This is a genomic window from Streptomyces sp. SID14478 (genome assembly GCF_010548525.1).
Taxonomy (GTDB): domain Bacteria; phylum Actinomycetota; class Actinomycetes; order Streptomycetales; family Streptomycetaceae; genus Streptomyces.
The window spans coordinates 1-211 of record NZ_JAAGMG010001022.1; the positions used below are offsets into that span (position 1 = coordinate 1).

1 pseudogene is annotated in these 211 nt (G+C 74.4%); it reads right to left on the bottom strand.

What is annotated here, in order from left to right:
* Window positions 1-211, bottom strand: a pseudogene (locus tag G3I40_RS32660) (regulator); the annotation flags it as partial.

Consider the following 211-nt stretch of genomic DNA (forward strand, 5'->3'; position numbering starts at 1 on the left):
CGAAGAGCCGGAGCGCGTCGGACGCGCCGTCCACCGGGAGCGGCCCCACCGCGACGAGGTGTTCGCCCCGGGTGCCGAGCGGCCGGCGGCTGGTGACCAGCACGGTCAGTCCGGGCGAGGTGGTCAGGAGGTCCGCCAGCAGGTGGGAGCAGGGGGTTCGGAGGTGTTCGGCGGAGTCGAGGACCAGCAGGAGCCGCTTGTCGCCGAGCCA